A 14,356-nucleotide genomic window follows, 5' to 3' on the forward strand; every position below is an offset into this window, starting at 1 on the left:
CAGTCAAAAAAAGCAAACGCCCATAGGCGCTTCACACTTTATCCGCGGCCTGGGGCTTGGCGGCCGGCAAGGTGAACCCGGACACGGAACGCCGCAGCTGGCTGGCCATCTTCGCCAGGTTGCCAATGCTCTCGGCGGTGGCAGTGGAGCCGGACGATGTCTGCGTGGTGATCTGCTGGATCACGTTCATCGTCAGGGAAATCTGACCGGCCGAAGACGTTTGTTGCTGCGCTGCGTTGGAAATACTCTGGATCAGCGCTGCGAGGGTCTTCGACACGCCTTCGATTTCTTCCAGGGCCACTCCGGCATCCTGCGCCAGACGCGCGCCGCGCACCACTTCGGTGGTGGTCTGCTCCATGGAAATAACGGCTTCGTTGGTGTCGGTCTGAATCGCTCGCACCAGGGTTTCGATCTGCCGGGTGGCGGCAGACGAGCGCTCGGCCAGCCGCTGGACTTCATCGGCAACCACCGCAAAACCGCGCCCGGCATCACCGGCCATGGAGGCCTGGATCGCCGCGTTGAGCGCAAGGATGTTGGTCTGGTCGGCAATGTCATCGATCAGGCTGACAATGTCGCCGATTTCTTGAGAAGACTCGCCGAGACGCTTGATGCGCTTGGCGGTGTCCTGAATCTGCTCGCGAATATTGTCCATGCCGTGGATGGTGTTGTGCACCACCTCATTGCCCTTGTTGGCGATTTCCACCGAGCGCTCGGCCACCGCTGAGGATTCGGCGGCGTTGGCCGAGACCTGGTCGATAGACTGGGCCATGTCGTTGATCGCGGTGGAGGCTTCGGCAATCTGCTGCGCCTGATGCTCCGAAGCCTGCGCCAGGTGCATGGCGGTGGCCTGGGTTTCCTGCACGGCGGCAGCGACCTGGCCAGCGGTGAGGTTGATGGTTGCCACCAGATCGCGCAGTTGGTCCACGGAATAGTTGATCGAGTCAGCGATGGTCCCGGTGAAGTCTTCGGTCACCGAGGCGGTCACGGTCAGGTCGCCGTCCGCCAGGTCTTCGATCTCGTCGAGCAGGCGCATGATCGCGTTCTGGTTGCGTTCATTCTTCTCGGCGGTTTCGCGCAACTGACGATTGGTTTCGCGAACCATCACCAGGCCAATGAGGATGATCGACATCAGTGCCAGCAGGCCCAGCACATACCCGCCAATGGTGTCGGTGCTGCGCCCGCCCGCCAGGTTTTCGAAACCGCCGGCCAGGTGTGAGGCTTCGTCGAGCAGGGTCTGCGACAGGGTGAAAATGTTGGTGGCCGATTCGCGGACCTTAAACAGTTCCGGCGAGGTTTCGAGGATTTCATCCACCGAGCCCGAAACGAATTCGAACAGCTCGGAAATCTCGATCAACCGCGCGCGCGCGTCACGGTCTTCAACCTGACTGACCTTAAACGCCGGATTGCCCTGGAGCATGCCGGTGAGTACCTGGCCGAATCGCGCAGCATCGCGCCCGAAGGCGTCGGCGGCCTGCTGCGAATTTTCATCGCCGGACAACACGGTGTTCACCGCACCGAGAATCCGTTCAGCCAACAACGATTGTCGCTGGGCCATGGCGACCTGTGCGGCCGGGGCACCGCGCTGGAGGAGAATTTCGACGACTTTTTCGTACTCGACCTGCAACTGCGGCACCGTTTCGGCCAGGGTCGCGGCGACTTGATGCAGCGACAGCACGGTCTGTTCGCTGGAGAGGATCGCGTCGGTGTTTTTCAGCAGGCGTTCCCAGTCCAGTTGCACGGCGCGCATTTCCGGGCGCACGGTGGAAGGTGCCGGCGGCAGGCCGGTGGAGGGATCGCCTTTCTTCAAATAGCCCCAGCGTTGGGCAAAGTCATTGCGCGCATCGCTCAGCAGTTTGAACGCCGCTGCCTTGCCGGCAGCGGCTTCGGTGGCGTTCTTGGCAATGCGCTGAGACAGCACGCGCAGCTCGCCGGCGTGGCCGATGTACTGTTTATCGTACGTGGCCTGGGTATTGAGGTAAGCGAAGTTAGCGAACAGCAGCATGATGAAGACGATCAGCGCGATGAACAGCGCGATGATCTGTGACCGGCTGCGCGACCCTTCTGGCTTGCCTGTTTTTGCTTTTATCATCGGTCCTCGCCTGAACAGCTGAATTCTCTGTGACCGCCAATCCTCGACACCTACGCGATCCCTTGTAGCAGCTGGCAAAGCCTGCGTCCGACTGCGAAGCGGTCGTCAACTCTGGCGCTACGGTGCATCTGAAAAAACACGCCGCCTGATTTTGCGAGGGCTTCGCCCTCGAACGCAGCCTTCGGCAGCTGCTACATAAGGCAATGCGTTCGCGTTTACAGCGCTACGTGCATAAAGCTTTGTGACTGCGCCAATGCAAACGGGCTGAACACCTGCCAGCTCTGCTCACGCTGGAACCGGCCTTTGATGAACGGTGCAATCGGGCCACTCAAGGTCTCTACCGGTTCCAGACTGTTCTGGGCAAAGTGCTGCAAGCCGAAAACCTCATCGACCATCAACCCGGCAAACACCTCGTTGTGTTCCACGACCAACACCCGCCGCTGCCTACGCACCGCCGACAACTCATGGCCAAGCTCATAACCAGAAAAGAAGCCGCACAGTTCGATGATCGGTAATAGACGCCCGCGCAGGTTGGCAACGCCCTTGACCCAAGGTTTGACCCCCGGCAATTGCGTGAACCGCGGCTCATGCAAGACTTCGCTGACTTCGCCCATGGGCGCGACGTACCAGTGCTCGCCCAGCCGAAAGCCGATGCCGCTCCAACTGTCTTGTCGGGTCGGCTGGGACGGCAAGTCCGCCGCCAGCACACGGCAACGCTGGTCGATCTGCAGCAGCAGTTCGAAGGCAGTCAGCGACTCGGTCATGGCCGGACGGTCAACCGGCCAGCACGTTGTTCAGGGTCTTGATCAGGGTGTCTTCGTCGACCGGTTTGGTCAGGTAATCCTTCGCGCCCTGGCGCGTGCCCCAGACTTTGTCGGTTTCCTGATCCTTGGTGGTGATGATGATCACCGGGATGTGCCCGGTTTCCGGGTCTTTGGTCAGCTGGCGGGTCGCCTGGAAACCATTGAGGCCGGGCATGACGATGTCCATCAGCACCGCGTCGGGTTTTTCCTGACGGGCCAGGGCCACGCCGTCGGCACCGTTTTCGGCTTTCAACACTTCATGACCGTGCTTTTCCAGCATGCCGGTCAGTTTGTACATTTCAGTCGGCGAATCATCGACGATCAGAATACGTGCCATGGTCTTCCCCATTCTTGTCGACGCCGGGCCCGCTGGCCGAGCGTCACTGTGCGTGTCCTAGTGCGGCAAAACGGCGGCGAAGCCCGGTACATGGGCCTGGATCGCGTTCAGCAGTTCTTCCTTGCTGAAAGGCTTGGTCAAAAACTGGTCGGAGCCGACGATTCGCCCCTTGGCCTTGTCGAACAGCCCGTCCTTGGACGACAGCATAATCACTGGCGTGGACTTGAACGCACTGTTGTTCTTGATTAAAGCGCAGGTCTGATAGCCGTCCAGACGCGGCATCATGATGTCGACAAAGATGATGCCGGGGTGATTGTCGGCAATCTTGGCCAAGGCATCGAAACCATCGATGGCCGTGATCACTTCACACCCCACGTTCTTCAACAACGTTTCGGCGGTGCGGCGAATCGTCTTCGAATCGTCGATCACCATGACCTTCAAGGCGCTGGAATGCTGTTCCATAAATGCTCTGCCGTCGCCTTTGCGAATCAAATTGTCCATTTCCGATAACCGGAGGCTCGAAACCCTTGATGTTCAAGGTAGGGGGCGTTCTCAGTCAGTTTCCCCGCCGCGTTGTCGCCTTAAAGCGGGCCAGGCAAGGCGCAGGCCGCTGGGAATGGTTGTTCCCTTTCCAAGGCCTGCAACGCAGCCTGGCCCGCTTTAAGGCACAACCCGAAGGGCCGGGTCTGCTGTTGTGCAGGGCAGCGTTGCTCGAAGCTTATTTGGAATGACCAAACCACGCTTCTCGCGCCTTGCCCTGCACAACAGCAGACCCGGCGCGGTGGGGAAACTGATTGAGAACGCCCCCTGGCACGATATGGCAGCCTTTTTAGCACAGTCTCCAAATCCAATCTATCGGGCGACTGGCGCAGTGGTTTTTCCTTGACCGGGAACACACTCAGCGCCACTCTGACGCCACTTTTTCGTGTCCATTCGGACCACCCAATTCGAGGAAAAACCCATGAGCGTTCGCGTCGGGATTGTCATGGACCCAATCGCCAGCATTTCCTATAAAAAGGATAGCTCGCTGGCCATGCTGCTGGCCGCACAGAAGCGCGGCTGGGAACTGTTCTATATGGAACAGAGCGATTTGTACCAGGCCGAAGGTGACGCGCGTGCGCGGATGCGTCCGCTGAAAGTCTTCGCCAACCCGCAAAAATGGTTCGAACTCGACGCCGAGACCGACGCGCTGCTGAGCGACCTGGACGTGATCCTGATGCGCAAGGATCCGCCGTTCGACATGGAGTTCGTCTACTCCACTTACCTGCTGGAGCAAGCCGAGCGTGCTGGCGTATTGGTGGTCAACAAGCCGCAAAGCCTGCGTGACTGCAACGAAAAACTGTTCGCCACGCTGTTCCCGCAGTGCACGCCGCCGACTATCGTCAGCCGTCGCCCGGACGTCCTGCGTGAATTCGCCGATCACCACGGCGACGTGATCCTCAAGCCGCTGGACGGCATGGGTGGCTCATCGATTTTCCGTCACACCGCCGGCCATCCGAACCTGTCGGTGATCCTCGAAACCCTGACCCTGCATGGCAAACAGCAGATCATGATTCAGGGTTATCTGCCGGCCATCGTTGATGGCGACAAGCGCATCCTGATGATCGACGGCGAACCGGTGGATTACTGCCTGGCGCGAATTCCTGCCGCCGGTGAAACCCGTGGCAACCTCGCCGCCGGCGGCCGTGGCGAAGCCCGCCCGCTGACCGAGAAAGATCGCTGGATCGCCGCACAAGTCGGCCCGACCCTGCGTGAAAAGGGTCTGCTGTTCGTCGGCCTTGACGTAATTGGCGAGCATCTGACGGAAATCAACGTCACCAGCCCGACCTGCATTCGCGAGATTGATAATGCGTTTGGCACCGACATCGGTGGCCTGTTGATGGATGCCATCGATCAGAAGCTCAAGGCCCGTTGAGATAGAACAGCCAAGAAACGACCCACATTGCGTTATCATCCGCGGCCTGTGAAAAACGCGATGTTGGTTTTTTTGTCATGACACTCCCGTCCGATCTGCCCGCTGAACTCGCCCACCGTGGCGTGCGCCCGGCCGATCGCCTCGGTTTTACCCTGTTTCTCGCGGCGCTGATTCACCTGGCCTTGCTGTTGGGCGTCGGGTTCACCATCGTCGAACCCAAGCAAATCAGCAAAACCCTGGAAATCACCCTCGCCACCTTCAAGAGCGAAAAGAAGCCTGAAAAAGCCGATTTCCTCGCCCAGGAGAATCAGCAAGGCAGCGGCACCCTGGATAAAAAGGCGATTCCCAAGACCACCGAGGTCGCGCCTTTCCAGGACAACAAGGTGCAGAAAGTCACCCCACCGCCGGCGGCCAAGCCCGAAGTGCGGGAAGCGGCGCCCAAGGCAGCTGTGACGACCGTCGCGCCGAAGCCGAAAAAAGCCGCGGCCAAAACCGAAGAACCGAAGCCGGTCACCAAACCCGCAGTGGCCGCGCCGACGTTCGACAGTGAACAGCTGTCCAGCGACATCGCCAGCCTGGAAGCGGAATTGGCCAATGAACAGCAACTGTACGCCAAGCGCCCGCGCATTCACCGCCTGAGCGCCGCATCGACCATGCGCGACAAGGGCGCCTGGTATAAGGACGAGTGGCGTAAGAAGGTCGAGCGCATCGGCAACCTGAATTACCCGGACGAAGCCCGACGCAAACAGATTTACGGCAATTTGCGCCTGATGGTTTCGATCAACCGCGACGGCTCGCTCTATGAAGTGCTGGTGCTGGAGTCATCCGGGCAACCGCTGCTGGATCAGGCCGCCCAGCGCATCGTGCGGCTGGCGGCACCGTTTTCGCCGTTTACCGGGGATTTGTCGGATATCGATCGTCTGGAAATTATTCGAACGTGGAAGTTTGCTCGCGGGGACAAGTTGTCCAGTAATTAAGGGACGGCACGCTCTCTGTAGCAGCTGGCGAAGCCTGCGTTCGAGGACGCAGTCCTCGCAAACCCACAAAACACGGTCCTCCTGAGTAAATGACGTATAGCTGTTTAGACTGCCACCGTGGCGCATTGACGCCTCGGCTTGGGCGAGTCCATCCAATTACAGGGGTGTGCGACAGCATTTCCCGTGCATCCCCAGCTTGTCAGTTCCCCCCTCCAACGCCACACTAGCGCTCATGAAGAACGTCAGCCCCAGCTACCTCAAGCATCACTTCCTGATCGCCATGCCTCACATGGTCGACCCGAACTTTGCGCACACCTTGACCTATATCGTCGAGCACACGGCCAATGGTGCCATGGGGCTGGTGGTCAATCGTCCGCAAGACCTCAATCTGGCCGATATCCTCGAGCAACTGCGCCCCGACATCGAACCGCCGTTGCTCTGTCAGCATGTGCCGATCTTCATCGGCGGCCCGGTGCAGACCGATCGCGGTTTTGTCCTGCACCCCTCGGGCAAGACGTTTCAGGCGACCGTTGATCTGGAGGGCGACCTTTCCCTGTCCACCTCCCAGGATGTGCTGTTCGCCATCGCTGACGGCGTCGGCCCGGCAAAAAGCGTGATCGCCCTCGGATACGCTGGCTGGGAAGCCGGGCAGCTTGAAGCCGAACTGGCCCAGAACGCCTGGCTGACCTGCCCGTTCGAAGCCGATATTTTGTTCAACACCAGCAGCGAACTGCGCCTGGAAGCAGCGGCCAAGCACCTGGGCGTCAATCTCAGCCTGCTGACCAGCCAGGCGGGGCACGCCTGATGGCCCTGCGCCTGATTTTGGGTTTCGACTACGGCACCAAACAGATCGGCGTTGCGGTCGGCCAGGTGATTACCGGCCAGGCCCGCGAGCTGTGCACCTTGAAGGCACAAAATGGTATTCCCGACTGGAATCAGGTCGAAGCCCTGATTAAAGAGTGGAAACCGGATGCTGTAGTCGTCGGCCTACCGCTGAACATGGATGGCACACCGAGCGACATGTGCCTGCGCGCGGAGAAATTCGCCCGCCGCCTCAACGGCCGCTACAACCTGCCCTTCTATACCCACGACGAACGCCTCACCACCTTCGAAGCCAAGGGCGAACGGCGTGATCGTGGCGGACAAAAGGGCAGCTACCGCGACAACCCGGTCGATGCCATCGCCGCCGCCCTGCTGCTGCAAGGCTGGCTCGACGAAAACAGCGCACTGTTCGAGTCCTGACTGCATCTAATTCTAAAGAGCCGCTGTAAGCGTCTCTCTATAGCGAAAACCCGAGCCAAACCCCGCACGCACCGGCTCGGGCCCAAGAAGGAGCAACCATGAGCCTGCCCAATCCCGCCGAACTGATCAGCCAGATGGCGATCCGTCTCAAGGCACACTTGGAACACCGTGGCATCAGCGAACCGCGTTACATCGGCATTCGCACCGGCGGCGTCTGGGTCGCCCAGGCGTTGCTCGATGAACTGGGCAGCGACTCGCCCCTGGGTACCCTGGACGTGTCCTTCTACCGCGATGACTTCAGCCAGAACGGCCTGCACCCGCAAGTGCGCCCATCCGCGCTGCCGTTCGAGATCGAAGGCCAGGACCTGGTGCTGATCGACGACGTGCTGATGAGCGGCCGGACCATCCGCGCCGCCCTGAACGAACTGTTCGACTACGGTCGCCCGGCCAGCGTGACGCTGGTGTGCCTGCTGGACCTGGACGCCGGCGAGCTGCCGATCCGCCCGAATGTGGTCGGCGCGACCTTGTCGCTGGCGGCCCACGAGCGGGTGAAACTGTCCGGCCCGGAACTGAAGCTCGAACTGCAAGACCTCGCCCTTTAATTCGCCCTATTGAGAGTCCCCCTCGCGATGACGCCTCTAGAAACCAAGCGCCCGCTGCAGCTCAATGATCAGGGCCAGCTGCGCCACTTCCTCTCGCTCGACGGTTTGCGCCGCGAGCTGCTGACGGAAATCCTCGACACCGCCGACTCGTTCCTCGAAGTCGGCGCCCGGGCGGTGAAAAAAGTCCCGTTGCTGCGCGGCAAGACCGTGTGCAACGTGTTCTTCGAGAACTCCACCCGCACACGTACTACTTTTGAACTGGCGGCCCAGCGGTTGTCGGCAGACGTGATCACGCTGAACGTGTCCACCTCGTCGGCAAGCAAGGGTGAAACACTGCTCGACACCCTGCGCAACCTTGAAGCCATGGCCGCTGACATGTTCGTCGTGCGCCACGGTGATTCCGGTGCGGCGCACTTCATTGCCGAACATGTCTGCCCGCAAGTGGCGATCATTAACGGCGGCGACGGCCGTCACGCCCACCCGACCCAAGGCATGCTCGACATGCTCACCATCCGTCGGCACAAGGGCGGCTTCGAAAATCTTTCGGTGGCCATCGTCGGCGACATCCTGCACTCGCGGGTGGCGCGCTCGAACATGCTGGCCCTGAAAACCCTCGGTTGCCCGGACATCCGCGTGATCGCGCCGAAAACTCTGTTGCCGATCGGCATCGAGCAATACGGCGTGAAGGTCTACACCGACATGACCGAAGGCCTGAAGGACGTCGACGTGGTGATCATGCTGCGCCTGCAACGCGAGCGCATGACCGGCGGCCTGTTGCCGAGCGAAGGCGAGTTCTACCGCCTGTTCGGCCTGACCACCGCGCGCCTGGCCGGGGCCAAGCCGGATTGCATCGTCATGCACCCGGGGCCGATCAACCGCGGTGTGGAGATTGAGTCGGCGGTGGCCGACGGCCCGCACTCGGTAATCCTCAACCAGGTCACCTACGGCATCGCGATTCGTATGGCCGTGTTGTCCATGGCCATGAGCGGGCAGACTGCCCAGCGCCAATTCGAGCAGGAGAACGCCCAGTGAAGCTCAGCATTCTCGGCGCACGCGTTATCGATCCGGCCAGCGGCCTGGATCACGTGACTGATATCCACGTTGAAGCCTGCAAGATCGTCGCCCTTGGCGCGGCACCGACCGGTTTTGTCCCAGTCGAGACCATCGACGCCAAAGGTCTGGTGGCCGCGCCTGGCTTGGTTGACCTGAACGTCGCCCTGCGCGAGCCGGGTTACAGCCGCAAAGGCTCGATTGCCAGCGAAACCCGCGCCGCTGCGGCCGGCGGTGTCACTAGCCTGTGCTGCCCGCCGAAAACCAAACCGGTGCTGGACACCTCGGCCGTGGCCGAACTGATCCTCGACCGCGCCCGCGAGGCCGGCAACACCAAAGTCTTCCCGATCGGCGCCCTGAGCAAAGGCCTGGACGGCGAACAGCTTGCAGAGCTCGTTGCCTTGCGTGATGCCGGCTGCGTAGCCTTCGGCAACGGCCTGGAGAGCTTTCGCAACACCCGCACGCTGTGCAGGGCGCTGGAATACGCCGCCACATTCGACCTGACGGTGATTTTCAACTCTCAGGACCATGACCTGGCCGAAGGTGGCCTGGCCCACGAAGGCCCGACCGCCAGTTTCCTCGGTTTGCCGGGCATTCCGGAAACCGCTGAAACCGTGGCTCTGGCCCGGGATCTGCTGCTGGTCGAGCAAAGTGGCGTGCGCGCGCACTTCAGCCAGCTCACCAGCGCTCGTGGCGTGGAGCTGATCGCTCAGGCCCAGGCTCGCGGGCTGCCGGTGACCGCCGATGTGGCCTTGTATCAGCTAATCCTGACTGACGAAGCGCTAATCGACTTCAGCAGCCTCTATCACGTCCAGCCGCCGCTGCGCACCCGCGCCGACCGCGACGGCCTGCGCGAAGCTGTGAAATCGGGTGTGGTGTCGGCGATCTCCAGTCATCACCAACCCCACGAACGTGACGCCAAACTGGCGCCGTTCGGTGCCACCGAGCCGGGCATCAGCAGCGTTGAACTGCTGCTGCCGTTGGCGATGACACTGGTGGAAGACGGTTTGCTGAACCTGCCAACGCTGTTGGCGCGCTTGAGCACCGGACCTGCCGAGGCGTTGCGCCTGCCGGCGGGCAAACTGGCGGTGGGTGGACCAGCGGATATCGTGCTGTTCGATCCGGCGGCTTCGACCGTGGCCGGTGAAACCTGGCTGTCCAAGGGCGAAAACTGCCCGTTCATTGGCCACAGCTTGCCGGGTGTGGTGCGTTACACCCTGGTGGATGGACGGATCAGCCACCAGGCGTAAGCGCGACCTGATCATTCCCACGCTCCGCGTGGGAACGATCATCAACGGTTCTGCGCATTACGAATCGACACCTGATCATTCAGCGTCCAGAAGTCATACAGCACCCCCAGAAAGAACAACCCGCCCGTCACCAGATACAGCAACCCGCTGATCCATTTGCCCTGATACATCCGATGTACGCCGAATACCCCAAGAAATGTCAGCAGAATCCACGCCACGTTGTACTCAATAGGTCCGGCGGTAAAACGCAGGTCTGCTTCGCGATCCATGGCCGGGATCAGAAACAAATCAATCAGCCAACCGATACCCAACAGACCGAAGGTGAAGAACCAGATCGTCCCGGTCACCGGCTTGCCGTAATAGAAGCGGTGAGCGCCGGTAAAACCCAAAATCCACAGCAGGTAACCAATCATTTTGCTGTGCGTGTCTTGCTGCGGAACGGGCTGTTGATAGGTGTTCATGAAGGACCTCGATTCACACGATAGATAAATATTCTTGAATTCTTTGTGACTTTTTTACAGGTGGCCGACATATGGCAGATGTTACCTTGTCTCCGTCAAAGCCTTGTGCCACCTGACTTGTGTCCGACAATTGCGTCCATTTGCCGCTTATTTGGTTCCGTTGACCTCAAGTTGAATCGACCAACGGCCTCGGAAGGGGCAAAAAAGCTGTTATAAAGTTGCGCGCTAACTTATATGAGCCTTGCCTAATGCGTCCATTTTTCAAGACATGGCTAACCATTTGCCTTTTGATGCCACTGGCCGCCCACGCCACCAATCGTGAGCAACGTCTTCCTGACGTTAATGGTTATACCCAAAAATCCCATGTTTCTGCTCCTTCGAGCAAAAACAAACAGACCGTAAAACGCTCTCCCCAACTGAGCAGCAAAAGCAGCCTGGTTCCGCCGATGGCGACCAAGGAAAGCAGCAACGTGCTGAGCCGCGCAGTGAACGTCCTCGGTACTCCGTACCGTTGGGGTGGCAGCAGCCCAAGCAAAGGGTTCGACTGCAGTGGCCTGGTGAAATACGCGTTCAACGACGCCACGTTTGACCTGCCGCGCACCTCCAACGCCATGGCCAGCGGTCATGGGGAGAAAGTCGATCGCAAGGACCTGAAGCCTGGCGACCTGATCTTCTTCAACCTCAAGAGCCGTCGGGTCAATCACGTTGCCATCTACCTGGGCAACGACCGCTTCATCCACGCACCGCGTCGTGGCAAGTCGGTGAGCATCGACACCCTGAAAAAACCGTACTGGCAAAAACACTACGTGGTTGCCAAGCGGGTTATGCCGAAAGAGAAGAACACCTTACAGGTTGTTCAGCGCTAACTCGATCATTCCCACGCTCTGCGTGGGAATGCAGCCTGGGACGCTCCGCGTCCCTTTCAGAGCCGAACGCGGAGCGTCCGTAGAGGCATTCCCACGCAGAGCGTGGGAACGATCAACTTCTTTCAGAAGTTATCCGGCGTGCGCGCCTTCTCCCGCGCATGCTCGCGGCTGATCAACCCTTTGGTCACCAGCTCCTTCAAGCACATATCCAGCGTCTGCATTCCCAGGTTTCCCCCGGTCTGAATCGATGAGTACATCTGCGCCACCTTGTCTTCGCGGATCAGGTTACGGATCGCTGACGTACCGAGCATGATTTCGTGGGCTGCGATCCGCCCGCCGCCGATCTTTTTGACCAGCGTCTGCGACACTACCGCCAGTAATGACTCGGAAAGCATCGAACGGACCATCGACTTCTCGTCCCCCGGAAACACGTCCACCACTCGGTCGATGGTTTTTGCCGCCGATGTCGTGTGCAGCGTGCCAAACACCAGGTGACCGGTTTCGGCGGCGGTCAACGCCAGGCGAATGGTCTCGAGATCGCGCATCTCACCGACCAGAATCACGTCCGGGTCCTCCCGCAGGGCCGAGCGTAGTGCCGTGGCGAAACTGCGAGTATCACGATGGACTTCACGCTGGTTGATCAAGCATTTGCGCGACTCGTGGACGAACTCGATCGGGTCTTCGATAGTGAGGATGTGGTGATGGCGATGGGTGTTCAGGTGATCGATCATCGCCGCCAAGGTGGTGGATTTGCCGGAACCGGTCGGACCGGTCACCAGCACCAGCCCCCGCGGCGCTTCGGTAATCTTGCGAAACACTTCCCCCATACCGAGATCGTCCATGCTCAGGACCTTGGACGGAATGGTCCGGAACACCGCACCAGCACCGCGATTGTGGTTGAACGCGTTAACCCGAAAACGCGCCACGCCAGGCACGTCAAAGGAGAAGTCGGTCTCCAGGTGCTTCTCAAAGTCCACCCGCTGCGTGTCGTTCATGATGTCGTAGATCAGCGCTTGAACCTGCTTGTGGTCCAGGGCCGGCAGGTTGATGCGCCGCACATCGCCGTCGACCCGAATCATCGGCGGCAGGCCGGCGGACAGGTGCAGGTCGGACGCGCCTTGTTTAGCGCTGAAGGCCAGCAGCTCAGTGATATCCATAGCGCTCCTCAATTCCAGTAGAATGCCGCCAACCTTCAGACCGCTGGCGCCTCTTGATGTCCACGATAGCAGACAACATTCTTCAGGTTAGTTCACGCATCCACGCCGCTGCCGTCGCCGCAAAGCGCGATGAAGACAGCGTCCAGCTACTGGCCGTGAGCAAGACCAAGCCGGCCGAGGCCGTGCGTGAAGCGCATGCCGCCGGTATCCGCGACTTTGGCGAGAACTACCTGCAGGAAGCCCTGAGCAAACAGCTCGAATTGGCCGACCTGCCCTTGATCTGGCACTTCATCGGCCCCATTCAATCGAACAAGACTCGCGCTATCGCCGAGCACTTCGCCTGGGTGCATTCCGTGGATCGTTTGAAAATCGCACAACGCCTGTCCGAACAACGTCCTGCCGATTTGCCACCACTGAACATCTGTATCCAGGTCAACGTCAGCGGTGAAGCCAGCAAGTCCGGCTGCACCCCGGCCGACCTGCCAGCCTTGGCCAATGCCATCAGCGAACTGCCACGCATCAAGCTGCGTGGGTTGATGGCAATCCCCGAGCCGACTGAAGACCGCGCCGCCCAGGATGCCGCGTTTGCTGCCGTGCAGCGCCTGCAAGCCAGCCTGAACCTGCCGCTCGACACACTTTCCATGGGCATGAGCCACGACCTCGAGTCGGCCATCGCCATGGGCGCCACGTGGGTCCGTATTGGTACGGCCCTGTTCGGTGCTCGCGGCGCTCAACAAATGCATGGCCAGCCATAACGTGGCTCGCGCCTCTCTTTATAAGGACCTGACATGAGCAAGACTCGTATTGCCTTTATCGGTGCCGGCAACATGGCCGCCAGCCTGATCGGCGGCCTGCGCGCCAAAGGTCTGGACGCCGCGCAGATTCGCGCCAGTGATCCGGGCGCTGAAACCCGCGCCAAAGTGAACGCTGAACACGGCGTTGAAGTACTCGCCGACAACAGCGACGCCATCAAGGGCGCCGACGTCGTCGTACTGGCGGTCAAACCCCAAGCGATGAAAGCCGTCTGCGAAGCGATTCGCCCAAGCCTGAAACCGAATCAACTGGTGGTCTCGATTGCTGCCGGCATCACCTGCGCCAGCCTGAACAACTGGCTCGGCGCCCAACCAATCGTGCGTTGCATGCCCAACACCCCGGCGCTGGTGCGTCAGGGCGTGAGCGGTTTGTTCGCCACGGCTCAAGTGACAACCGAACAACGCCAGCAAGCTGAAGAGCTGCTGTCGGCTGTCGGCATCGCCCTGTGGCTGAACGAAGAGCAGCAACTGGACGCGGTCACCGCTGTTTCCGGCTCGGGCCCGGCGTACTTCTTCCTGCTGATCGAAGCCATGACCGCCGCGGGCGTGAAACTTGGCCTGCCGCCGGAAACCGCTGCACAACTGACCCTGCAAACCGCTTTGGGCGCCGCTCACATGGCAGTGGCCAGTGACGTCGACGCTGCTGAACTGCGTCGCCGCGTGACGTCGCCTGCGGGCACGACGGAAGCGGCGATCAAGTCGTTCCAGGCCGGCGGCTTCGAAGCCCTGGTAGAAAAAGCACTCGGCGCCGCTGCGCACCGCTCGGCCGAGATGGCCGAACAATTGGGTCAATAA

General features: G+C 60.4%; 16 protein-coding genes. 10 read left to right on the forward strand and 6 right to left on the reverse strand.

The window, feature by feature from the left end; all coding sequences use genetic code 11:
* Positions 1 to 31: 31 nt before the first annotated feature.
* From ACYZT3_RS27800 to pilG, 4 genes are all read right to left on the reverse strand, one after another.
* Entirely contained in the window at positions 32 to 2,089 is a 2,058-nt protein-coding gene (locus tag ACYZT3_RS27800; protein WP_282382333.1) for a methyl-accepting chemotaxis protein, read from the reverse strand.
* Between the two features lie 215 nt (positions 2,090 to 2,304).
* Positions 2,305 to 2,853 (reverse strand): chemotaxis protein CheW, encoded by a 549-nt coding sequence (locus tag ACYZT3_RS27805; RefSeq protein WP_282382331.1) that lies wholly within the window; start codon positions 2,851 to 2,853, stop codon positions 2,305 to 2,307.
* Between the two features lie 10 nt (positions 2,854 to 2,863).
* Positions 2,864 to 3,229 (reverse strand): twitching motility response regulator PilH, encoded by a 366-nt coding sequence (gene pilH, locus ACYZT3_RS27810; protein WP_007897961.1) that lies wholly within the window; start codon positions 3,227 to 3,229, stop codon positions 2,864 to 2,866.
* 57 nt (positions 3,230 to 3,286) lie between these two features.
* Positions 3,287 to 3,691: a twitching motility response regulator PilG gene (pilG, locus tag ACYZT3_RS27815; RefSeq protein WP_282382370.1), complete on the reverse strand. Its 405-nt coding sequence runs from the start codon at positions 3,689 to 3,691 to the stop codon at positions 3,287 to 3,289.
* A 499-nt stretch (positions 3,692 to 4,190) separates the two neighbouring features.
* Between pilG and gshB the strand changes: the two genes are divergently transcribed.
* The 7 genes from gshB (at position 4,191) to ACYZT3_RS27850 (ending at position 10,265) form a co-directional block, all read left to right on the forward strand.
* Complete coding sequence (gene gshB / locus ACYZT3_RS27820; protein WP_462031170.1) at positions 4,191 to 5,144, forward strand: glutathione synthase; 954 nt, start codon at positions 4,191 to 4,193, stop codon at positions 5,142 to 5,144.
* A gap of 77 nt (positions 5,145 to 5,221) precedes the next feature.
* Positions 5,222 to 6,121: an energy transducer TonB gene (locus ACYZT3_RS27825; RefSeq protein ID WP_282382326.1), complete on the forward strand. Its 900-nt coding sequence runs from the start codon at positions 5,222 to 5,224 to the stop codon at positions 6,119 to 6,121.
* Between the two features lie 232 nt (positions 6,122 to 6,353).
* Positions 6,354 to 6,926 (forward strand): YqgE/AlgH family protein, encoded by a 573-nt coding sequence (locus tag ACYZT3_RS27830; RefSeq protein ID WP_282382323.1) that lies wholly within the window; start codon positions 6,354 to 6,356, stop codon positions 6,924 to 6,926.
* A complete protein-coding gene (gene ruvX / locus ACYZT3_RS27835; RefSeq protein ID WP_090178626.1) occupies positions 6,926 to 7,363 on the forward strand; it encodes a Holliday junction resolvase RuvX in 438 nt (145 codons plus the stop codon). The genes ACYZT3_RS27830 and ruvX overlap by 1 nt, the downstream gene beginning before the upstream one ends.
* Before the next feature lie 98 nt (positions 7,364 to 7,461).
* Positions 7,462 to 7,965: a bifunctional pyr operon transcriptional regulator/uracil phosphoribosyltransferase PyrR gene (gene pyrR / locus ACYZT3_RS27840; RefSeq protein ID WP_282382315.1), complete on the forward strand. Its 504-nt coding sequence runs from the start codon at positions 7,462 to 7,464 to the stop codon at positions 7,963 to 7,965.
* Positions 7,966 to 7,992: 27 nt separating this feature from the next.
* Entirely contained in the window at positions 7,993 to 8,997 is a 1,005-nt protein-coding gene (locus ACYZT3_RS27845) for an aspartate carbamoyltransferase catalytic subunit (protein ID WP_007897943.1), read from the forward strand.
* The gene (locus ACYZT3_RS27850; protein ID WP_462031171.1) at positions 8,994 to 10,265 is read left to right on the forward strand and encodes a dihydroorotase; all 1,272 of its coding nucleotides are present in this window, start codon (positions 8,994 to 8,996) and stop codon (positions 10,263 to 10,265) included. The genes ACYZT3_RS27845 and ACYZT3_RS27850 overlap by 4 nt, the downstream gene beginning before the upstream one ends.
* 41 nt (positions 10,266 to 10,306) lie before the next feature.
* On the opposite strand, the gene ACYZT3_RS27855 is transcribed toward ACYZT3_RS27850, so the two are convergent.
* Positions 10,307 to 10,726 (reverse strand): NINE protein, encoded by a 420-nt coding sequence (locus ACYZT3_RS27855; protein ID WP_282382306.1) that lies wholly within the window; start codon positions 10,724 to 10,726, stop codon positions 10,307 to 10,309.
* A gap of 248 nt (positions 10,727 to 10,974) precedes the next feature.
* Here ACYZT3_RS27855 and ACYZT3_RS27860 point away from each other — a divergent pair, with 248 nt between their 5' ends.
* Positions 10,975 to 11,592: a C40 family peptidase gene (locus tag ACYZT3_RS27860; RefSeq protein ID WP_282382304.1), complete on the forward strand. Its 618-nt coding sequence runs from the start codon at positions 10,975 to 10,977 to the stop codon at positions 11,590 to 11,592.
* A 122-nt stretch (positions 11,593 to 11,714) separates the two neighbouring features.
* Here ACYZT3_RS27860 and ACYZT3_RS27865 read toward each other — a convergent pair whose 3' ends face one another.
* A complete protein-coding gene (locus ACYZT3_RS27865; protein ID WP_462031172.1) occupies positions 11,715 to 12,749 on the reverse strand; it encodes a type IV pilus twitching motility protein PilT in 1,035 nt (344 codons plus the stop codon).
* A gap of 56 nt (positions 12,750 to 12,805) precedes the next feature.
* On the opposite strand from ACYZT3_RS27865, the gene ACYZT3_RS27870 reads away from it, so the two are divergent.
* Positions 12,806 to 13,504 (forward strand): YggS family pyridoxal phosphate-dependent enzyme, encoded by a 699-nt coding sequence (locus ACYZT3_RS27870; protein WP_462031173.1) that lies wholly within the window; start codon positions 12,806 to 12,808, stop codon positions 13,502 to 13,504.
* Positions 13,505 to 13,537: 33 nt separating this feature from the next.
* Positions 13,538 to 14,356, forward strand: coding sequence for a pyrroline-5-carboxylate reductase (gene proC / locus ACYZT3_RS27875; protein ID WP_282382300.1), 819 nt, complete (start codon positions 13,538 to 13,540; stop codon positions 14,354 to 14,356).

The organism is Pseudomonas sp. MDT1-16, assembly GCF_054898115.1.

What these genes read in the sequence shown, in the direction of transcription:
- ACYZT3_RS27830 (WP_282382323.1), top strand. Translation starts at nt 6,354, where the DNA reads ATGAAGAACGTCAGCCCCAGCTACCTCAAGCATCACTTCCTGATCGCC.
- pilG (WP_282382370.1), bottom strand. Translation starts at nt 3,691, where the DNA reads ATGGAACAGCATTCCAGCGCCTTGAAGGTCATGGTGATCGACGATTCG.
- ACYZT3_RS27800 (WP_282382333.1), bottom strand. Translation starts at nt 2,089, where the DNA reads ATGATAAAAGCAAAAACAGGCAAGCCAGAAGGGTCGCGCAGCCGGTCA.
- ruvX (WP_090178626.1), top strand. Translation starts at nt 6,926, where the DNA reads ATGGCCCTGCGCCTGATTTTGGGTTTCGACTACGGCACCAAACAGATC.
- pyrR (WP_282382315.1), top strand. Translation starts at nt 7,462, where the DNA reads ATGAGCCTGCCCAATCCCGCCGAACTGATCAGCCAGATGGCGATCCGT.
- ACYZT3_RS27860 (WP_282382304.1), top strand. Translation starts at nt 10,975, where the DNA reads ATGCGTCCATTTTTCAAGACATGGCTAACCATTTGCCTTTTGATGCCA.
- ACYZT3_RS27805 (WP_282382331.1), bottom strand. Translation starts at nt 2,853, where the DNA reads ATGACCGAGTCGCTGACTGCCTTCGAACTGCTGCTGCAGATCGACCAG.
- ACYZT3_RS27855 (WP_282382306.1), bottom strand. Translation starts at nt 10,726, where the DNA reads ATGAACACCTATCAACAGCCCGTTCCGCAGCAAGACACGCACAGCAAA.
- ACYZT3_RS27845 (WP_007897943.1), top strand. Translation starts at nt 7,993, where the DNA reads ATGACGCCTCTAGAAACCAAGCGCCCGCTGCAGCTCAATGATCAGGGC.
- ACYZT3_RS27865 (WP_462031172.1), bottom strand. Translation starts at nt 12,749, where the DNA reads ATGGATATCACTGAGCTGCTGGCCTTCAGCGCTAAACAAGGCGCGTCC.
- proC (WP_282382300.1), top strand. Translation starts at nt 13,538, where the DNA reads ATGAGCAAGACTCGTATTGCCTTTATCGGTGCCGGCAACATGGCCGCC.
- pilH (WP_007897961.1), bottom strand. Translation starts at nt 3,229, where the DNA reads ATGGCACGTATTCTGATCGTCGATGATTCGCCGACTGAAATGTACAAA.
- ACYZT3_RS27870 (WP_462031173.1), top strand. Translation starts at nt 12,806, where the DNA reads ATGTCCACGATAGCAGACAACATTCTTCAGGTTAGTTCACGCATCCAC.
- ACYZT3_RS27825 (WP_282382326.1), top strand. Translation starts at nt 5,222, where the DNA reads ATGACACTCCCGTCCGATCTGCCCGCTGAACTCGCCCACCGTGGCGTG.
- gshB (WP_462031170.1), top strand. Translation starts at nt 4,191, where the DNA reads ATGAGCGTTCGCGTCGGGATTGTCATGGACCCAATCGCCAGCATTTCC.